An 18,739-nucleotide genomic window follows, 5' to 3' on the forward strand; every position below is an offset into this window, starting at 1 on the left:
CCCCTGCTCGGCCCCGCCGCCGCGCGACACGCGCGCCCGCGGGGCGGCGGAACCGGCGCCGGGAGCCGCGGCACGCACGACGGGGCCGGTCCGGGACGGCGGCCCCGCTCCCGGGTGAGGACGGTGGCGCCGCCCCCGGCCGCCGCTCCGGCGGCGGTGAGGACGGCGGTGGTAAGGACGGCGGCGTGCGGGTGTTCCGCCGCGGCGAGGGCGGCGTGGGTCGTCATGCCGTAGGCCAGGTGCGGGGGGCGCGGGGCCGGCGGCCTGCCCGGCGACGGGACCGTGCCCGGCACCGCGCCCGGGACCGGACGGCCGGGCCCACCGGCGCGGAACGTCCCCGCGCGGGAGCGGGTCAGCGGGGCGGTGCCGTGCTGGCGCGCAGGACGACCTCGCCCGCGATCCGCTCGATGCGGCTGCGGCGCCCCGCGGGCTCGCGCAGCGCGAGGCCCATCACCCGCTCGCCCATCTCGCCGAGCGGCAACGCCACGGTCGTCAGCGGCGGCGTCAGGTCCCCGACGATCGGGATGTCGTCGAAACCGGCCAGCGACACGTCCTGCGGCACCCGCACCCCCCGGTCGCGGAACGCCGTCAGCGCACCCACCGCCATCACGTCCGTCACCGCGAACACGCACGTCGGACGCTCGCCGCGGCGCAGCAGCTCCGCCGCCGCCGCGTAACCGCCGTCCCGGGTGAACGCGGCCTCGACGATCCGCCCGTCCGGCAGCGGCACCCCCGCCTCCGCCAGCGCGTCCGCGAACCCGGCGAGCCGGTCGGACACCGTCGTCAGCGCGCGCGGCCCGGTCAGCACCGCGAACTCCCGGTGCCCCAGATCCAGCAGCGCGCGGCCCAGCTCGTAGGCGCCCTCCCGGTTCTGCGGCAGCACCGCGTCGACCTTCAGGCTGCGGTGCCGGCTCAGCACCGCGACCCGCCCGCCCGTCCGCTGGTAGGGCTCCAGCTCCGCGCCCAGCGAACGCTCCCACTCGCGGTCCTCGAAACCCGAGCCGATCAGCAGGATCGCGCGGGCCCGCTGGGCGCGCAGCATCGCCACGTACTCGACCTCGCGGGCCGGATCGCGGAACGTGCTGGCCAGCATCACCAGCATCCCGTGCTCGGCCGCCGTGGTCATCACACCGCGGGCCACCGCGGCGAAGTAGGGGTCGCTGACGTCGTGGCAGATCACCCCGACCGCCGTGCTGGACGAGCTCGCCAGCGCCTGCGCGTGGGCGTTCGGCGTGTACCGCAGCGACGCCGCCGCCGCCAGCACCCGCTCCCGCAGATCGGTCCGCACCTGCGAGGTCCCGTTCAGCACCCGGGACGCGGTGGCGAGCGAGACCCCGGCCTCCCGCGCGACGTCCTGCAGGGTCACGTACGCGCGATCCGGCGCACGGTCGCCGGTGCGGGACTCCTCCGCCGCCTCCGTCATCACCGCCCCCTCGCTCGAGCCGACTTCGCGGCGGATCTTCGGCCGACCCCCTTGACCGCGTCGTCGTTGGTTCTTACCGTACACCAGAAAGCGCTTTCTGAATGCGCTTTCTGAACAACCGCCCCGGAGGAACCCATGGTGAGTCAGGGCACGACGAGCGCGAACCCGGCGACGGACGCGCCGGGCGTCGTCGAACGCGACGGTCCGGGCGCGGGGGAGCGCCTCGCCGCCGTCGCCGAGCAGACCTGGCGCCCGCTCGCGCTGCTGGTGGCGTGCTTCGCCGCCTGGTGGGCGGTCAGCTCGTTCAAGCTGGTCGCCGAGTACCTGGTGCCCTCGCCCGGCGCCACGTTCGGGGTGCTGACCGACAAGTGGGGCTACATCTGGCAGCACACCTGGGTCACCACCTACGAGACGCTGCTCGGGTTCGCGATCGCCGTCGCCGTCGGCGTCCTCGCCGCGGTGATCATGGTGTACTCGGCGACGGTCGAGCGCACCCTCTACCCGATCCTGCTGTTCGCCCAGGTCATCCCCAAGATCGCGATCGCGCCGCTGTTCGTGGTGTGGATGGGCTTCGGCATCGGCCCGAAGATCGTCGTCGCGGTGCTGATCGCGTTCTTCCCGGTCGTGATCTCCATGGTCGCCGGGCTGAAGTCGGTGGACCCGGAGATGCTGCAACTGTCGGCCACGATGGGCGCCGGCCCGATGGCCACCTTCCTGAAGATCCGGCTGCCCGCCTCCCTCCCGCACCTGTTCTCCGGCCTCAAGGTCGCGGTCACCCTCGCCGTCACCGGCGCGGTCGTCGGCGAGTTCGTCGGCGCCAACGAGGGTCTCGGCTACGTGATCCTGCAGGCCAACGGCAACCTCGACACCCCCATGCTGTTCGCCGGGCTGCTGGTGATGTCCGCGATCGGCGTCGCGCTGTTCGTGGTCGTCGAGGTCGCCGAGCGGCTCCTGCTGCCCTGGCACGCCAGCCGCCGCGACGGCGCCGTCACCACCTACTGACCGCCCCCCGCCCGCAGCACGGTCCCTGGACCGTTCCGGCGCCGCCCCGGCGCCGACCACCCGGCAACGGCCGGCACCACCCCACCCCCACCCCACGGAGGGCCGTCCCATGAGACTCCGCACCATCGCCGCAACCCTGCTCGCCCCGCTCGTCGCGCTCACCGGCGCCGCCTGCGGCGGGGACTCCGACCAGGTCACCAGCGCCTCCGGCAAGAAGCTGACCAAGGTCACCCTGACCCTGAACTGGTACCCCTACGGCGAGCACGCGCCGTTCTACTACGGCAAGAAGAAGGGCATCTTCGAAAAGCACGGCATCGCCCTGGAGATCACGGCCGGGCAGGGCTCGCAGAAGACCGTGCAGGCCACCGGCGCCGGGCAGACCGACTTCGGCTGGGCCGACACCCCCGCGCTGCTCGCGGCCGTCGACAAGGGCGTCCCCGTCAAGAGCCTCGGCGTCTACCTGCAGACCACGCCCGCGTCCGTGCAGTCCTTCGCGTCCGCCGGGATCGAGAAGCCCGCCGACCTCAAGGGCAAGACGATCGCCGGGACCGCCGGGGACGCGCTGTCGCGGACCTTCCCGGTCTTCCTGGAGAAGAACGGCATCGACCCCGCCGAGGTCAACGTCCAGAACACCGACCCGGCCGGGAAGATGGCCGCGGTGATGTCGGAGACCGTCGACGGGCTGATGGGCTTCGCCAACGACCAGGGCCCGACGATCCACGAGAAGTCCGGCAAGCCGATGTCCTACCTGCGCTACGCCGACTTCGGGCTGAACTTCTTCTCCAACGGCCTCCTGGTCGGCGAGCGCAAGCTCCAGAGCGAGAAGGGGCTCGTCGAGAAGATGGCGGCCGCCACCAGCGAATCCTGGACGGCCGCGTCCTCCGACCCCGCGGGCGCCGTCGCCAGCATGGCCGGCGCGTCCGAGCAGCTGCCCTCCGACGAGGTCCTGACCGAGCAGTTCAAGGCCACGCTCGAGCTGCTGCACACCCCCGCGACCCGGGGCGAGGCGCCCGGCGTCAACGCCGAGGCCGACTGGCGGCAGACGATCGGCACCTTCCAGCAGGCCGGCGTCATCGAGGAGGCCAAGGACCCGGCCGAGTACTGGCAGGCGCCGTCCGGCCAGGGATGACCCGGACCGGCCACCTCCAGACCGGCAGGACGTGATGAACCCGCCCAAGGAACCGCGGACCAGTACGAGTCGACGGGACGAGCGATGAGGACCATGAGCCAGAAAGCGACCGAACCCGGCACGGCCGGGACCGAGCCCGCCGTCCGGCTGGACGACGTGGCCGTGCGGTTCCGCAGCCGCAAGCGCGACGTCACCGCGCTGCGCGACATCGCGCTGGACGTCCCGATGGGGGAGTTCGTCGCCATCGTCGGGCCGTCCGGGTGCGGCAAGTCCACGATGCTGAAGCTGGTGGCGGGGCTGCTGCGGCCGTCGTCGGGCACCGTCCGGCTGCGCGGCGACCGCGTCGGCGGCCCCCGCCACGACATCGGCTACGTGTTCCAGCGGGCCGCGCTGCTGGAGTGGCGCAGCGCCCGCCGCAACATCCTGCTGCAGGCCGAGATGCGGCGCATGCCCGCCGAGCGGGCCCGCCGCCGCGCCGACGAGCTCATCGAGATGACCGGGCTCAAGGGCTTCGAGGACGCGCTCCCGCACGAGCTGTCGGGCGGCATGCAGCAGCGCGTCGCGCTGTGCCGCGCGCTGCTGCACGAACCGCCCGTCCTGCTGATGGACGAGCCGTTCGGCGCGCTGGACGCGCTCACCCGCGAGCAGCTCAACATCGAGATGAACCGGATCTGGCGGGAGACCGGCACCACCGTCCTGCTGGTCACGCACTCCATCGCCGAGGCCGCCTACCTGGCGAACCGCGTCGTGGTGATGACCGACCGGCCCGGGACGATCGCCGAGATCATCGACGTCGACCTGCCCGCCGAGCGCGCGTACGCCGCGACGATGGAGCGTCCCGAGTTCGCCCGCGTGACCAACCGGGTCCGCGGCCTGCTGGGCGCCGGCGCGGCCGCCGACTGACACGCCGAACCGACACGGCGAACCGGAACGGCGAACGGACACGGCGCCCCGCGCGCGGCGACCGACACGACAACCGAAAGGCACAGGAATGGAACGCAGGTCCATCGGGATCGTCATGAACGGCGTCACCGGCCGGATGGGATACCGCCAGCATCTGCTCCGCTCGATCCTCGGGATCAGGGAGCGGGGCGGGCTGCGGCTGGCCGACGGCACCGTGCTGTGGCCCGAGCCCGTGCTGGTGGGGCGCAGCGAGGCCAAGCTGCGCGAGCTCGCCGAACGGCACGGCCTCACCGAGTGGACGACCGACCTGGCCGAGGCGCTCGCCCGGCCCGGCACCGAGATCTACTTCGACGCGCAGGTCACCAGCGCCCGCGTCGACGCGATCCGCGCGGCCGTCGCGGCCGGCAAGCACGTCTACACCGAGAAGCCGACCGCCGAGGGCCTGGCCGACGCCCTGGCGCTGGCGCGCCTGGCCGAGGAGGCGGGCGTGAAGCACGGCGTCGTCCAGGACAAGCTGTTCCTGCCGGGCCTGCTCAAGCTGAAGCGGCTGGTCGACGGCGGGTTCTTCGGGCGGATCCTGTCGGTGCGCGGCGAGTTCGGCTACTGGGTGTTCGAGGGCGACTGGCAGGAGGCGCAGCGGCCCAGCTGGAACTACCGGGACGAGGACGGCGGCGGCATCATCCTCGACATGTTCTGCCACTGGCGGTACGTGCTGGAGGGGATCGTCGCGCCGCTGCGGTCGGTGCAGGTGCTCGGCGCCACGCACATCCCCGAGCGGTTCGACGAGGACGGCAAGCCGTACCAGGCGACCGCCGACGACGCCGCCTACGGGATCTTCGAGCTGGACGGCGGGATCGTCGCGCAGATCAACTCCTCGTGGACGACCCGGGTGTTCCGCGACGAGCTCGTGGAGTTCCAGGTGGACGGGACGGAGGGCTCGGCGGTCGCGGGCCTGCGCCGCTGCCGCGTCCAGCACCGCTCCATGACCCCCAAGCCGGTGTGGAACCCCGACCTGCCCGCCACCGAGGACTTCCGGTCGCAGTGGCAGGAGGTCCCCGACAACGCCGACTTCGACAACGGGTTCAAGACGCAGTGGGAGATGTTCCTGCGGCACGTGGCCGAGGACGCGCCGTTCCCGTGGGACTTCTACGCCGGGGCGCGCGGCGTCCAGCTCGCCGAGCTGGCGCTGCGCGCCTGGCGGGAGGGCCGCCGCCTCGAGGTGCCGGAGCTGTCCCGGTGAAGCTCGACCTTCCGCGCCCGGACGGGACGCTCGTCCCGTACACGATGGGGGAGCCGCGCGCCTTCGCGGCGTCCGCCGAGCCGCCCGCGTCGCGCGTCGCGTACGCCGCCGCGCACGTCGTCGCCGACCCGTTCGGCGGGCCGGACGGGAGCGTCCTCGACTGGGACGCCACCCTGGCGTTCCGCCGCCACCTGTGGGCGCACGGCCTCGGCGTCGCCGAGGCGATGGACACCGCGCAGCGCGGCATGGGCCTGGACTGGGCCGTCACCCGGGAGCTGATCGCCCGCAGCGGCCGGGAGGCCCGCGCGGCCGGAGGCCGCATCGTGTGCGGTGCGGGCACCGACCAGCTCCCGCCCGGACCGGCGCCGCTCGACGCGATCGCCGCGGCCTACGAGGAGCAGCTCGCGGTCGTCGAGGACGCCGGCGCCGTCCCCGTCCTGATGGCCAGCCGCCAGCTCGCCGCGTCGGCCCGCACCCCCGACGACTACGCGGCGGTGTACGGGCGGCTGCTGCCGCAGCTGCGGAGCCCGGCCGTCCTGCACTGGCTGGGCCCGATGTTCGATCCGGCCCTGGACGGCTACTGGGGTTCGGCGGACCTGGACGCCGCGGCGTCCGCGCTGCTCGACCTGATCGGTGAGCACGCGTCCCGGATCGACGGGGTGAAGATCTCGCTGCTGGACGCCGGCCGCGAGATCGGCTTCCGGCGGCGGCTGCCGGCCGGCGTGCGGCTGTACACCGGAGACGACTTCAACTACCCGGAGCTGATCCGCGGTGACGGGTCCGGGCACAGCGACGCGCTCCTCGGGATCTTCGACCCGATCGCGCCCGCCGCCGCGGCGGCGCTGCGCGCGCTGGACGCCGGCGACGCGGCGGCCTACGACGACGCGTTCGCGCCGACGCTGCCGCTCGCCCGGCACCTGTTCGAGGCCCCGACCTTCTACTACAAGACCGGCGTGGTGTTCCTGGCCTGGCTGGCCGGTCACCAGCGGCACTTCCGCATGGTCGGGGGCCTGGAGTCGGCGCGTTCCGTGCCGCACCTGGTGCGCCTGTTCGAGCTGGCCGACGCCGCCGGGCTCTTCCCCGACCCGGACGTGGCGGCGGACCGGATGCGCGCCTGGCTGACCGTGCAGGGGATCGACCGGGGAGCGGCCGCGTGAGATTCAGCCTGAACCAGTGGACGACGCGGCACTGGCCGCTGCCCGACCTGGCCGCCGGATGCGCGGCGGCCGGGGTGAGCGGGGTCGGCCTGTGGCGCGAGCCGGTAGCCGAGTACGGCGCGGCGCGGACGGCGAAGCTCGTGCGCGACCACGGCCTCACCGTGACGTCCCTGTGCCGGGGCGGGTTCTTCCGGGAGCCGGACGCCGTGGCGGTCAACCGGCGCGCCGTCGAGGAGGCCGCCGAGCTGGGCGCGCCCGTCCTGTGCCTGGTCAGCGGCGGGCTGCCGGAGGGGTCGCGCGACCTGGACGGCGCCGTGGCCCGCGTCGCGGACGTCCTGGCCGAGCTGGCCCCGTACGCGGGGGAGCACGGGGTGCGGCTCGCGATCGAGCCGCTGCACCCGATGTACTGCTCGGACCGCTGCGTCGTCACGACCCTCGCGCAGGCCCTCGACTTGGCCGCCCCGCACCCGTCCGACCAGGTCGGCGTCATGATCGACACCTACCACCTGTGGTGGGACCCGGCGGTCTGGGACGGCATCGCCCGCGCGGGCGCGCAGGACCGGATCGCGCTGTTCCAGGTCGCCGACTGGATCACCCCGCTGCCCGAGGGCGTGCTGACCGGGCGCGGCATGCTCGGCGACGGGTGCATCGACCTGCGGCGGTTCCGCGCCGCCGTCGACGCCGCCGGCTACACCGGCCCGATCGAAGCGGAGATCTTCAACGAGGCGCTCTGGGCCATGCCCGGCCCCGAGGCGCTGTCCCTGACCCTCGCCCGCTACCGGGAACACGTCGAGTGACCCCACCCGCGCCGATGTCCGGAAAGCGCTTCCAGTAAGCGCTTTCCAGTACCCACCCCCATGAGAAGGACGGTCGGAATGCGAAAACTCAGATGGTGTCCGCTCGCGATCACGGCGCTGCTGGCGTCGCTGGTCGCCGTACCGCCGCCGGCGGCGTCGGCGGCGGAGACCGCGCCCGCCCCCATCCTCGACCCGATCCCCGAGGATCCGGCGCCCGCCGGATTCGGGCTCGTCCTGGAGAAGGTGGCGCAGCTGCCGAAGTCCGAGCCCTCCGCCCCGCCGACCGACGACCGGCTGAAGCGGTGGAACCGCATCAACCACGTCGGCGAGCTGCCCGACCGCTCGGGCCGCCTGTTCGTCCCCGACCTGAACGGCAAGCTGTACCTCCTCGACAAGAAGACCCGCACGCCGCGCGCCTACCTGGACGTCGGCGCGACGTTCGCCCCCGACTTCTTCTCCGCCGCGGGGCTCGGGCAGGGCTTCGGGTTCGTCGCGTTCCACCCGGAGTTCGCGAAGAACGGCACGTTCTACACCACCCACGTCGAACGGGGAGACGCGCTCGAGACCGAGAAGCCCGACCTCCCGGCGCAGCCGAACACCGGATACCACGGCGTCCTCACCGAATGGACCGCCGACGACCCGTCCGCCGGCACCTTCGCCGGCACGCACCGCGAGGTGCTGCGGTTCGGGTTCTCCGGGCGGATCCACAACCTCCAGCAGATCGACTTCAACCCCAACGCCCGGCCCGGCGACGCCGACTACGGGATGCTGTACATCGCGGTCGGCGACGGCGGCAACGGCAACGTCGGCGCCAACGGAGGCGACCCGCAGAACCTCGCCATGCCGCAGGGCAAGATCCTGCGGATCGACCCGTCCGGCACCAACGGCGTGAACGGCGAGTACGGCGTCCCCGCCGACAACCCGTTCGTCGGGCAGAACGGCAGGCTCGCCGAGATCTACGCCTACGGGATGCGCGACCCGCACCGGTTCAGCTGGGACACCCGCGGCTCCGAGCGGCTGTTCCTCGCGCACATCGGCGAGCACGAGATCGAGTCGATCCACCAGATCGAGCCCGGCGACAACCTGGGCTGGAGCGAGCGCGAAGGCGCCTTCACCTTCCGCGAGGAAGACCGCTGCCACCTGTACCCGCTGCCCGAGGACGACCTCCGGTACGGCTACAACTACCCGCTCGCCGCCTACGACCACGACCCGCCGCCCGACTGGAACTGCCGCAGCGACGTCGGCAAGGCCATCTCCGGCGGCTACGTCTACCGGGGGAAGCTGAACGCGCTGCGCGGCAAGTACCTGTTCGGCGACATCGTCAACGGCCGGCTCTTCTACACCGAGGAGTCGGACATGAGGCGCGACCCCACCGGACAGGACCGCGCGCAGATCCACGAACTCTCCGCATACACCACCGCCGGTGAACCCGTCACCATGCGGGACCTCGCCGGGGACGACCGCGTCGACCTGCGTATCGGCTCCGACGCCAAGGGCGAGCTTTACCTGCTCTCCAAGGCCAACGGAACCATCTGGAAGATCGTCGACACCCGGCGGTTCGCCGAGTGCCGCACCGCGCCGGCGCGCGTCGGCCACGCGACCGACGCCGGCGACTGGGCGCCCGTCACCCCGTCGAAATGGCGGTTCGAGCACGGCGAGGTCGTCCTCGCCGAAGCCGGCGAGGCCCGCCCCGGCCCCCGCCGCCCCTTCGAGTACGCGGTGCTGACGAAGGGCCCGGAGTTCGCCTCCGCCCAGATCGACGCCGAGGTGCGGCTCGACACGCCCGTCGCCGAGTCGAACCGGGACGTGATCGTCGTGTTCGGCTACCGCGACGACACGCACTTCTACTACGCGCACCTGTCCAGCGACAACACCATCTACCCGCACAACGGGATCTTCCTGGTGAACGGCGCCGACCGGGTCCGCATCGACCGGCAGTGGAACGCCAACCGGTCGAAGGGCGCACCGCCCGCGATCACGGACGCGAACTGGCACGACGTCCGCGTGCGGCACTGCGCGGGCACCGGCGAGATCGCCGTGTACGCGGACGGCGCCGACCGCCCCGTCTTCACGGCCCTCGACACCGCCCTCGGCTCCGGCCGAGTGGGCTTCGGCTCGTTCGACAACATCGGCCGGCTCCGCGACCTGACCGTCCGCGGGACCCCCGCCCGATGACCCCACCGGGCGGGCGGGGCCGCGCGCCCCGCCCGCCCGGCTCCCCGAGGAGACCGACATGCGCATCCGCCGCACCGCACTCGTCACGACCGTCCTGCTCGGCACCGCCCTCGCCGCCGTCCCCGCGCAGGCGTCCGGCCCGAACCTCCGCAAGGACCTGGTCGCCCACTACGACTTCGAGCACCCGATGCCCGGCGACCCGTCCCGCGAGCGCGACCTGGGCCGCTCCCGCACCCCCATCCACCTGGTGAACGGCGGCGCCGCCATGCGTGTCCGCGACGGCTCCCGCCGCAACGTCGTCCAGCTCCGCCAGATGAACGGCGCCCCCGACGACGACTGGAAGGCCGGCGTCTACGCGGACGCCGGAGTGCCGTCGCTGCGCGCCTTCAACGCGGCCCGCGGCGCCACCCTGTCCGGCTGGTTCAAGATGACCGGCGTCAACCCGAGCCCCAACACCAACACCGCCGACCCCGACGACCGGTACAACGCGATCGGCCTGTCGGGCGTGCTCACCGGCGACTCCGACGGCCACGCCGTCCGCGCCCTGCTGGAGGTCATCGACGTCTCCGGCGAGCTGCGCGTCGTCGCCCTCGGCCGCCGCGTGGACGGCGGATCCTCGCAGACGTTCGCCGCCCGCGAGGACTGGCGCTCGATCCTGCCGCAGAACACGTGGGTGCACCTGACCGCCACGTTCGACTACGACACCGGGGCGATGAGCCTCTACAAGAACGGCGAGCCGCTCCCGGGCTTCTACACCCGCTCCGGCGACCCCTGGCGGCTCGACGGGCCCCCCGAACCCGACGTCACGTCCGCCACCGACCCCCGCGGCATCAAGATCGGCGGCAGTTTCCCGCAGGACGACGCCGAGGCCAACCCGTGCGACTGCCGGATGGACGACCTGATGTTCCTCGACCGTCCCATCACCGACCGCGAGGCCCGGCGGGTCTACCGGATCACGAAGCGCTGACCCGTCCGCCCGGAGGGCCCGGTGGCGAACGCCACCGGGCCTGTGCCGGTCCCGGTGGCGCTGTGGCCGGGCGGGGCATCGCCCGACTCGCCGAGCGGACGGCTCACCGCGGTGCCCGCGCGGCCGCAGTGCTCGTCCGCGCGCCGTCGCGAAAAGCCCTACCGGGGCACCGACCGGTTCGACGACAATCCACCCCATGATCGACATCTCGTTGTTCGCAGCATTCGTCGTCGCCGCGCTGGCCCTCTGCGTGACGCCCGGGCCCGACATGATGTTCGTCGTCGCCATGGGCGGCCGGGGCGGACCCGCCACCGGTGTGATGGCCGCGCTCGGTGTGGCCTTCGGCGCGACGGTGCACGCGGTCGCGGCCATGCTGGGACTGTCGGCCCTGTTCGCCGCCCTGCCGACGCTCTACCACGTGCTGCGCTGGGTCGGCGCCGCGTACCTGCTCTATCTCGCGGTCAAGGCCTTCCGGGACCCCGGAGAGATCGACGGCGCCGACGGGGCGCCGGCCGGCAGCCCCAAGCGCATGCGGGCCTTCTGGCAGGGCGCCATCACCAATCTCCTCAACCCCAAGGTGATCTTGTTCAATATCGCGTTCCTGCCGCAGTTCGTGAACCCCGCCCTCGGCCACACCGCCGTGCAGTTCATGATCCTCGGTGCCACCCTGGTCGCGATCGGGCTGGCCGTGGACGCCCTGGTGGGCCTGCTGTCGGGGCGCCTGGCCGATCTGCTCAAGCGCAGCCACCGCGCCGCCCGTGCCCTGAACATCTTCAGCGGCACCGTCTTCACCGGCCTGGCCGTCCGGCTGGTCGCGACCGCCCCCAAGTGAACCCCGCACGATGGCGGCTCCCGAGACGCCGACGCGCGCCCTGGGTGTCGCGGCGCGACCCGACGCCCTGACGGTGTGGCCGCCATCACGGTGAGGCGAATCCGGTGCTCATCGTCCGAAGCAGGTCAGGGGCCGCCTACAGCAGTCGCGACGCGCTCGTGAGCGCGTCGCGCAGGATCTGCTCCATCTCGTCGAACTGCTCCTGCCCGCAGATCAGCGGCGGCGCGAGCTGGACGACCGGTTCCGCGCGGTCGTCGGCGCGGCAGTACAGGCCGGACTCGAACAGCTTCGCCGACACATGCCCCTGCAGGATGCGTTCGGACTCCTCGGCCGTGAACGTCTCCCGGGTCGCCTTGTCCTTGACCAGCTCGATCCCGTAGAAGAACCCGCCGCCGCGGACGTCGCCGACGATGGGCAGGTCGGTGAGCTTCTCGAGGGTCGCGCGGAACGCCGGCTCGGCGGCGCGCACGTGGCCGTAGAGCCCTTCGCGTTCGAGCACGTCGAGGTTCGCGAGCGCCACCGCGCAGGAGACCGGGTGCCCGCCGTAGGTGGAGCCGTGCATGAACGTGGCGCCGTCGCGGCGGAACGGCTCCATCAGCCGTTCGTCGGCGAGGACGGCGCCGAGCGGGGCGTACCCGGAGGTGAGGCCCTTGGCGGTGGTGATGATGTCGGGACGGTAGCCGTAGCGTTCGGCGCCGAAGGCGTGGCCGAGCCGGCCGAACGCGCAGATGACCTCGTCGGACACCAGCAGGACGTCGTGCCGGTCGCAGATCTCGCGGACGCGGGCGAAGTAGCCGGGCGGCGGCGGGAAGCAGCCGCCGGTGTTCTGCATGGGCTCGAGGAAGACCGCCGCGACGGTGTCGGGGCCCTCGAACTCGATGGCCTCCTCGATGCGGTCGGCGGCCCAACGGCCGAACGCCTCGAGGTCGTCGGCGTGTTCGGGCGCGCGGTAGAAGTTGGTGTTCGGCACCCGGATCGTGCTCGGCACGAGCGGCTCGAAGTCCTGTTTCGCGCCCGGGATCCCGGTGATCGACAGGGCGCCCTGCGAGGTGCCGTGGTAGGCGAGCGAGCGGCTGATCACCTTGTGCTTGCGGGGCCTGCCGGTCAGCTTGAAGTACTGCTTGGCCAGCTTCCACGCGGTCTCGACCGACTCGCCGCCGCTGACGGTGAAGAACACGCGGTCCAGGTCGCCGGGCGCGGCGGCGGCGAGGCGGTCGGCCAGCTCGATCGCGGCCGGGTGGGCGTGCGACCACAGCGGGAAGTAGGCGAGCCTGCGCGTCTGCTCGGCGGCGGCCTCGGCGAGCTCCTCCCGGCCGTGCCCCACCTGGACGGCGAACAGCCCGGCCAGGCCGTCGAGGTAGCGCCTGCCGCGGTCGTCCCACACGTAGGCGCCCTCCCCGCGGACGATCACGGGGACGGACGGGTCGTCGGCGTCGGAGTGCCGGGTGAAGTGCAGCCAGAGATGGTCGATGGTCGACATGTGTTCCTCTCGGGTCGTCCGGGGCGGCTGTCGAGGCAGGTCAGCTATCGAAGCCGAGGCCGAGCGCGTCCATCGTCCGCAGCCACGGGCCGCGCCTGCCGCCGTCGAGGTCGGCGCGGGCCATGGACCGCCGGGTCAGTTCGATGCCGGCCCAGCGGAGGGGTTCGGGCGGGAACGGGACGGGCTTGCCGCGGACCATCCGCAGGCGCGTCCGCGGGGTGTCCAGGCCGTCCAGCCGGTCGAGGACGACCTGCGCGGCGAACCGGGTCGCGGCCACGCCGAGGCCGGTGAAGCCCGAGCGCGTAGCCGACGCGGCCGCGGGCGGCGGTGCCGAAGAACGCCGTGAACCGGCTGCAGGTGTCGATCGCGCCGCCCCACGTGTGGGTGAACCGGACGCCTTCGAGCTGGGGGAACGTGTGGAAGAAGTTCTCCGCGAGCACCCGGAAGGTGCCGGGGCGCTGGTCGAGGTCGCCGGAGAGCCGCGAGCCGAAGTGGTAGATCGCCCGAGCCGCTGCAGCTCGGCGAGCTCGTCCGGCCAGCGGGCCAGGCCGTTGCCGAGGCCGTGGGTGAGGGAGGACGAGCAGAAGCCGCCGTTGCGCCCGGACGCGGCCCAGCCGATCTCGCGGGCCTCGATGAGCACGACGTCGCGGTCCGGGTCGCGTTCCTTGGCGAGCAGTGCGGTCCACAGCCCGCAGTAGCCGCCGCCGACCACGGCGAGGTCGCAGTGCTCCTCGCCGGCCAGCGCGGCGGACGGTGCCGGGCGCGCGGCGTCGTCGAGCCAGAACGGGACGGGTTCGGCGTCGACGAGCGAACGTACGGGATCAGTTCCGACAACGCGCAGCATGCCACCAATATAGTGGCGAATCGCTCGATGTCTACTACTTCAGTCGTTCAATCTGCTCTATGCGACTGATTCCGTCGTCACTGTGCTCGCCACTGGTAGCTCTCCTTGCGCAGTTGCAGGTAGACGAACGTCTCCGTGCCCGCGACCCCGGGGATCGACCTGATGCCGGTCGACAGCACCTCCGCGAGATGGGCGTCGTCGTCGCACACGACCTCGCAGAGGATGTCGTAGGACCCGGCGCACAGCACGACGTAGATCGTCTCCCGCATCTCCGAGAGGGCGGCCGCGACGGGCTCCAGCGGCCCGTCGACCTTCACCCCGACCATCGCCTGCCGGCGCCCGCCGACCCGCATCGGGTCGGTGACGGCGACGATCTGCATCACGCCCGCCTCGATCATGCGCTGCACGCGCTGCCGGACGGCCGCCTCGGAGAGCCCGACCGCCTTCGCGATGGCCCCGTAGGAACGCCGGCCGTCCTGCTGCAACTGCTCGATGATCTGCCACGAGATGTCGTCGAGGTCGGGGAGGGGTGAGCTCTTCCTGGTCATGACCGCATCATCGCAGGGCACGGGCGGGCCGGGCGCCGTCCGCAGACCGCACCCCAGAAGGTGACGATATCAGTCGTTATTGACAGCTATCACGACTCATCTCATAGTTTGAGGCTCGTAGCGCAACTGGATCAGCAACGGAGGAACCTGGTGGCGACATTCACCAACGTCGTGGACGGCGAGCGGCGCGCCGCCGCCGACGGCCGGACGCTCGACGTCATCGACCCGGTGACCGAGGAGGTCTACGCGACCTCGCCGCTGTCGGGCCGGGCCGACGTCGACGCCGCCGTGCAGGCGGCGTCCCGCGCGTTCGAGACCTGGCGGTGGACGACGCCCGCCGAGCGGCAGCGCGCCCTCCTGCGGATCGCGGACGCGATCGACGCCCGGCTCGACGAGCTCATCGACGTCGAGTGCGCGGACACCGGCAAGCCGCGCGCCCTCACCGCCACCGAGGAGGTTCCCCTGTGCGCGGACCAGTTCCGGTTCTTCGCCGGGGCGGCGCGGGTGCTGGAGGGACGGTCGGCCGGCGAGTACACGGCGGGGCACACCTCGTTCGTGCGGCGCGAGCCCGTCGGCGTGTGCGCGCAGGTCACCCCCTGGAACTACCCGCTGATGATGGCCGTGTGGAAGGTCGCGCCCGCGCTCGCCGCCGGGAACACGGTGGTGCTCAAGCCGTCCGACACCACCCCCGCCTCGACCGCGCTGCTGGCCGAGATCTGCGCGGAGTTCCTGCCGCCGGGCGTCCTGAACGTGGTGTGCGGCGACCGCGACACCGGCCGCGCGCTGGTCTCGCATCCGCGGCCCGACATGGTGTCGATCACCGGGTCGGTCCGGGCCGGGATGGAGGTCGCCGGGGCGGCCGCCGCCGACCTCAAGCGCACCCATCTCGAGCTCGGCGGCAAGGCGCCGGTCGTGGTGTTCGCCGACGCCGACATCGCCGCGGCCGCCGAGGGCATCGCGGCCGCCGCGTACTTCAACGCCGGGCAGGACTGCACCGCCGCCAGCCGGGTGCTCGTCGCCGCCGACGTCCACGACGAGCTGGTCGCCGCGCTGGCCGAGCGGGCCCGCGCCGCCCGCACCGCCGGGCCGTCCGACCCGGATGCCGCCTACGGGCCCCTCAACAACGCCGACCAGCTCGCGCGCGTCGCCGGCATGGTCGACCGGCTGCCCGGCCACGCGACCGTCCACCACGGCGGGCACCGGGTCGGCGACCGCGGCTACTTCTACGCCCCCACCGTGGTGTCCGGGCTGCGGCAGCACGACGAGGCCAGCCAGACCGAGATCTTCGGGCCGGTCATCACCGTGCAGTCCTTCACCGGCGAGGACGAGGCCGTCCGGTGCGCCAACGACGTGAAGTACGGGCTCGCGTCGTCGGTGTGGACGCGCGACCACGCGCGGGCGATGCGGATGTCGGCCAAGCTCGACTTCGGCTGCGTGTGGATCAACACCCACATCCCGTTCGTCGCCGAGATGCCGCACGGCGGGTTCAAGCACTCCGGCCACGGCAAGGACCTGTCGATGTACGGGTTCGAGGACTACACCCGCGTCAAGCACGTGATGAGCGCCGTCGACTGAGTAGCGGCGAACGCCCGGGCGGCCGGACCGGCCGCCCGGGCGTCCTCGCCAAGGGGCAGATCCGGCCCGGCGCGCCGCCGGCGGACGCGGACGCCGTCGTGGACCTGCAGAGCGTCGCCTACCGGCTGCGCGCCGGGCACCGGCTCGCGCTCGACCTCACCGGCAGCGACTTCCCCGAGTACGTCATCGAGGCGCCGGCCGGCGGCGACCCGTGGAGCGCAGTGCCCGGCGATCCGGTCACGCGGGAGATCACGGTGGGCGGCGCGCGCCCGTCCCGCCTGCGGATCGGGGGACGGACGCCCGACCGGGTCCGGCGGGCCCTCGGCCTCGTCGAGGAAGGGTGACCGGCATGCGCAACCAGGGCATCGGCTCCTGGACGTCCCGGCGCGCCCGCAAGACCCCCGGGAAAATCGCGATCGTCCACGGAACGGCACGGCCGACGTACGCGCTCCGCGCACTGGGCGTGAAGCCCGGCGACCGGGTCGCCTACTGCGGCCCCAACCACCCGGCGTTCCTGGAGACGCTGTTCGCGCGGGCGCCCTCGGCGCGGTGTTCGTCCCGCTCAACACGCGCCTGACCGGCGCCAGGCTGGCCTACTACCTGACCGACTCCGGCAGTGGCGTCCTGGTCCACGCCCCGGAGCAGGCCGAGGCGGTCGCCGAGGCGGCGGTGCGCGGCCTCGGTCACCTCGACGAACCGGACCTGCGCGTGCAGGCACACCAGCGGCAGCCCGAGTTCCTCCGCCCGCGCGACCGCCTCCGGCTGGACCCGCGGATAGGACGCGCCGAGCTCCACGACGAGCCCGGCCGCGGAGGCCTGCGCGAGCTGCTCCACCAGCGCCACCGCAGACCGCGCCGATCCCGCCATGGCCTGCCCGGTCGTCAGCACGAGCCCGTGCCCGGCGAGGACCTCGCTGACGTTCGGTATGTCGCTGACGTGCACCCACCGCACGCTCCGGTCGAGCCGGCCGGCGCCCGTGAGGACCTCGGGCAGCCCGGCGCGCGCCGCCGGCAGGTCCAGGACGTCCGCCACCGTCAGCCCCCCGGGCGCTCCTCTCGGCTCGTTACCATAGTGTCGCCCATCTGATCCGGTAAGCGACATATCGTCGGCTGACGTCCCATTGTGCGGGTGTAAGACTCCCGGCATGCCCACACCTCGAAGCACCCTCGTCACGCACTGGATCGCAGGCCGCCGCAGCGCAGGGACGGGACGGCGCCGGGCCCCGGTGACGAACCCCGCGACCGGACGGGTCGCCTCCGAGGTCGTCCTCGCCGAACCCGCGGACGTCGACGCGGCCGTCGCGGGCGCCGCCGAGGCCGGCCGGGCATGGGCGGCCACCACGCTCGCCGCCCGGACCCGCGTCCTGTTCGCGTTCCGGCAGCTCCTCGACGAGCGCAAGGACGAGCTCGCCGCGCTGATCACCGCCGAGCACGGCAAGGTCCGCTCCGACGCGCTCGGCGAGGTCGCCCGCGGCCTGGAGGTCGTCGAGTTCGCCTGCGGGCTCGGCCACCTGCTGAAGGGCGACGCGTCCGCGAACGTCTCGGCCGGCGTGGACGTCCGCGACATCCGGCAGCCGCTCGGCGTCGTCGGGATCATCAGCCCCTTCAACTTCCCGGCGATGGTGCCGATGTGGTTCTTCCCGATCGCCATCGCCGCCGGCAACGCCGTCGTGCTCAAGCCGAGCGAGAAGGACCCGTCCGCGTCCCTGTGGACGGCGGAACTGTGGAAGCAGGCGGGCCTGCCGGACGGCGTCTTCACCGTGGTCCAGGGCGACAAGACGGCCGTCGACGCGCTCGTCGACCACCCGGACGTCGCCGCCGTCAGCTTCGTCGGCTCCACGCCCGTCGCCCGGTACGTCTACGAGCGCGCCGCGAAGGCGGGCAAGCGCGTCCAGGCCCTCGGCGGCGCGAAGAACCACATGGTGGTCATGCCGGACGCCGACCTCGACGGCGCCGCCGACGCGGCCGTCAACGCCGGCTTCGGCTCCGCGGGCGAACGCTGCATGGCCGTCAGCGTCGTCGTCGCGGTCGGCGACGCCGCCGACGAGCTCGTCGAGAAGATCGCGTCGCGGACGCGTTCGCTGCGCATCGGCGACGGCAGCGGGGACGCCGACATGGGACCGCTCGTGACCCGCGAGCACCGCGACCGCGTCGCCTCCTACGTGGCCGAGGGCGAGGCCGCGGGCGCGACCGTCGCCGTCGACGGGCGGTCCGCCGAGCCCGACGGGGACGCCGGCGGGTTCTGGCTCGGCCCGACCCTGCTCGACCGCGTCACCCCCGGCATGTCCGTCTACACCGACGAGATCTTCGGCCCGGTGCTGAGCGTCGTGCGCGTCCGGACCTACGCCGAGGCCCTGGAGCTCGTCAACGGCAACGACCACGGCAACGGCACGGCGATCTTCACGCGGGACGGCGCCACGGCGCGCGCCTTCGAGCACGACGTGCGGGTCGGCATGGTCGGGATCAACGTCCCGATCCCCGTCCCGGCCGCCTTCCACTCCTTCGGGGGCTGGAAGTCGTCCCTGTTCGGCGACGCGCACGCCTACGGCGTCGACGGCGTCCGCTTCTTCACCCGGACCAAGGTCGTCACCTCGCGGTGGCCCGATCCCGCCGCCGCGCCGTCCGGCGGCGTCGGGCTCGCCTTCCCGAGCAACCGCTGAAAGGACGC

The 18,739-nt window shown here is 73.0% G+C and carries 17 protein-coding genes and 1 pseudogene; 12 read left to right on the forward strand and 6 right to left on the reverse strand.

The window, feature by feature from the left end; genetic code table 11:
- The coding region (locus ACFQ11_RS28785) for a hypothetical protein (protein WP_378304253.1) at positions 1-227 on the reverse strand (227 nt) is incomplete at its 3' end.
- A gap of 125 nt (positions 228-352) precedes the next feature.
- Positions 353-1,423, reverse strand: a complete 1,071-nt coding sequence (locus ACFQ11_RS28790) for a LacI family DNA-binding transcriptional regulator (protein WP_378304255.1) — start codon at positions 1,421-1,423, stop codon at positions 353-355.
- A gap of 135 nt (positions 1,424-1,558) precedes the next feature.
- Between ACFQ11_RS28790 and ACFQ11_RS28795 the strand changes: the two genes are divergently transcribed.
- The 9 genes from ACFQ11_RS28795 to ACFQ11_RS28835 all read left to right on the forward strand — a co-directional run bounded on the left by ACFQ11_RS28795 (position 1,559) and on the right by ACFQ11_RS28835 (position 11,625).
- Positions 1,559-2,425 (forward strand): ABC transporter permease, encoded by an 867-nt coding sequence (locus ACFQ11_RS28795; RefSeq protein ID WP_378304257.1) that lies wholly within the window; start codon positions 1,559-1,561, stop codon positions 2,423-2,425.
- A 109-nt stretch (positions 2,426-2,534) separates the two neighbouring features.
- Complete coding sequence (locus ACFQ11_RS28800) at positions 2,535-3,554, forward strand: ABC transporter substrate-binding protein (RefSeq protein WP_378304259.1); 1,020 nt, start codon at positions 2,535-2,537, stop codon at positions 3,552-3,554.
- A 93-nt stretch (positions 3,555-3,647) separates the two neighbouring features.
- Positions 3,648-4,457 (forward strand): ABC transporter ATP-binding protein, encoded by an 810-nt coding sequence (locus ACFQ11_RS28805; protein ID WP_378304261.1) that lies wholly within the window; start codon positions 3,648-3,650, stop codon positions 4,455-4,457.
- 88 nt (positions 4,458-4,545) lie between these two features.
- Entirely contained in the window at positions 4,546-5,697 is a 1,152-nt protein-coding gene (locus tag ACFQ11_RS28810) for a Gfo/Idh/MocA family protein (protein WP_378304263.1), read from the forward strand.
- Positions 5,698-5,741: 44 nt separating this feature from the next.
- Complete coding sequence (locus ACFQ11_RS28815) at positions 5,742-6,854, forward strand: DUF993 family protein (protein WP_378304300.1); 1,113 nt, start codon at positions 5,742-5,744, stop codon at positions 6,852-6,854.
- Complete coding sequence (locus tag ACFQ11_RS28820; RefSeq protein ID WP_378304265.1) at positions 6,851-7,651, forward strand: sugar phosphate isomerase/epimerase family protein; 801 nt, start codon at positions 6,851-6,853, stop codon at positions 7,649-7,651. Before ACFQ11_RS28815 ends, ACFQ11_RS28820 begins: the two co-directional genes overlap by 4 nt.
- Positions 7,652-7,729: 78 nt before the next feature.
- The gene (locus ACFQ11_RS28825) at positions 7,730-9,826 is read left to right on the forward strand and encodes a PQQ-dependent sugar dehydrogenase (RefSeq protein WP_378304267.1); all 2,097 of its coding nucleotides are present in this window, start codon (positions 7,730-7,732) and stop codon (positions 9,824-9,826) included.
- Positions 9,827-9,884: 58 nt separating this feature from the next.
- Complete coding sequence (locus tag ACFQ11_RS28830; RefSeq protein WP_378304270.1) at positions 9,885-10,793, forward strand: LamG-like jellyroll fold domain-containing protein; 909 nt, start codon at positions 9,885-9,887, stop codon at positions 10,791-10,793.
- A 196-nt stretch (positions 10,794-10,989) separates the two neighbouring features.
- Positions 10,990-11,625 (forward strand): LysE family translocator, encoded by a 636-nt coding sequence (locus ACFQ11_RS28835; protein ID WP_378304272.1) that lies wholly within the window; start codon positions 10,990-10,992, stop codon positions 11,623-11,625.
- Between the two features lie 136 nt (positions 11,626-11,761).
- Here ACFQ11_RS28835 and ACFQ11_RS28840 read toward each other — a convergent pair whose 3' ends face one another.
- The 3 genes and pseudogenes from ACFQ11_RS28840 to ACFQ11_RS28850 all read right to left on the reverse strand — a co-directional run bounded on the left by ACFQ11_RS28840 (position 11,762) and on the right by ACFQ11_RS28850 (position 14,497).
- The gene (locus tag ACFQ11_RS28840; RefSeq protein WP_378304302.1) at positions 11,762-13,144 is read right to left on the reverse strand and encodes an aspartate aminotransferase family protein; all 1,383 of its coding nucleotides are present in this window, start codon (positions 13,142-13,144) and stop codon (positions 11,762-11,764) included.
- A 1-nt stretch (position 13,145) separates the two neighbouring features.
- Positions 13,146-13,949 (reverse strand): annotated as a pseudogene (locus tag ACFQ11_RS28845) (FAD-dependent oxidoreductase).
- Positions 13,950-14,026: 77 nt separating this feature from the next.
- Positions 14,027-14,497, reverse strand: coding sequence for an Lrp/AsnC family transcriptional regulator (locus ACFQ11_RS28850; RefSeq protein WP_378304274.1), 471 nt, complete (start codon positions 14,495-14,497; stop codon positions 14,027-14,029).
- A 150-nt stretch (positions 14,498-14,647) separates the two neighbouring features.
- Here ACFQ11_RS28850 and ACFQ11_RS28855 point away from each other — a divergent pair, with 150 nt between their 5' ends.
- Both ACFQ11_RS28855 and ACFQ11_RS28860 read left to right on the forward strand, forming a co-directional pair.
- On the forward strand, positions 14,648-16,072 hold the full coding sequence (locus ACFQ11_RS28855) for a gamma-aminobutyraldehyde dehydrogenase (protein WP_378304276.1): 1,425 nt from the start codon (positions 14,648-14,650) through the stop codon (positions 16,070-16,072).
- Positions 16,069-16,416 carry a CocE/NonD family hydrolase C-terminal non-catalytic domain-containing protein gene (locus ACFQ11_RS28860; RefSeq protein WP_378304304.1) on the forward strand — a complete coding sequence of 116 codons (348 nt, stop codon included), beginning with the start codon at positions 16,069-16,071 and terminating at the stop codon, positions 16,414-16,416. Before ACFQ11_RS28855 ends, ACFQ11_RS28860 begins: the two co-directional genes overlap by 4 nt.
- A gap of 142 nt (positions 16,417-16,558) precedes the next feature.
- Here the strand turns inward: ACFQ11_RS28860 and ACFQ11_RS28865 are convergent, their stop codons facing one another.
- Positions 16,559-17,104, reverse strand: a complete 546-nt coding sequence (locus ACFQ11_RS28865; RefSeq protein ID WP_378304278.1) for a PucR family transcriptional regulator ligand-binding domain-containing protein — start codon at positions 17,102-17,104, stop codon at positions 16,559-16,561.
- Between the two features lie 112 nt (positions 17,105-17,216).
- Between ACFQ11_RS28865 and ACFQ11_RS28870 the strand changes: the two genes are divergently transcribed.
- Positions 17,217-18,731 (forward strand): CoA-acylating methylmalonate-semialdehyde dehydrogenase, encoded by a 1,515-nt coding sequence (locus tag ACFQ11_RS28870; RefSeq protein ID WP_378304280.1) that lies wholly within the window; start codon positions 17,217-17,219, stop codon positions 18,729-18,731.
- Positions 18,732-18,739 lie beyond the last annotated feature (8 nt).

The sequence above is a fragment of the Actinomadura sediminis genome (assembly GCF_042675525.1).
GTDB classification, from domain to species: domain Bacteria; phylum Actinomycetota; class Actinomycetes; order Streptosporangiales; family Streptosporangiaceae; genus Spirillospora; species Spirillospora sediminis.